Here is a 420-nt window from a genome sequence, read left to right as displayed (position 1 = left end):
GCTTACGGCCAACCCGCCGCTAAATTCCCGACCACTTTTTTAAGTGAACAACCGGCAACGGGGCAAAATACCCCACCGATCCCTTTGCCGAAGGAAGAAAACGAAAAACCGGTCTATACCTTGCCGGAAAATGCCACTTTGGTGGGCAGTCAGGCGATGACCGCGTTATTAGGCCGGGTGCCTGTCAATGGCACAGTCACTGACCCTTACCCGTTCAAAATTCTGATTGGCAAAGACAACCTGACCGCCAACGGCATCGAACTGCCGGAAGTGGAAGGCGCCGTGGTTTCCGGCTCGGCCAGTGGTGACTGGACCCTCTCCTGTGTACGCGGGCAGGTCAATTCCATCACCTTTGTGTTTCAGGATGGCACCGTGCGTACCCTGCCGGGCAAAGGGCAAAATCAGCAGGGTATCGGCTGG

1 pseudogene is annotated in these 420 nt (G+C 56.2%); it reads left to right on the top strand.

Annotated features, from left to right (window positions below):
• A pseudogene (locus AAC147_RS12735) lies at positions 1 to 420 on the top strand (TIGR03752 family integrating conjugative element protein); the annotation flags it as partial.

It is taken from the genome of Xenorhabdus sp. NBAII XenSa04, from assembly GCF_963866145.1.
Classification (GTDB): domain Bacteria; phylum Pseudomonadota; class Gammaproteobacteria; order Enterobacterales; family Enterobacteriaceae; genus Xenorhabdus; species Xenorhabdus indica.
Note: the sequence above shows the minus strand (reverse complement) of the source record. Positions and strands in the feature narration are given on the sequence as shown.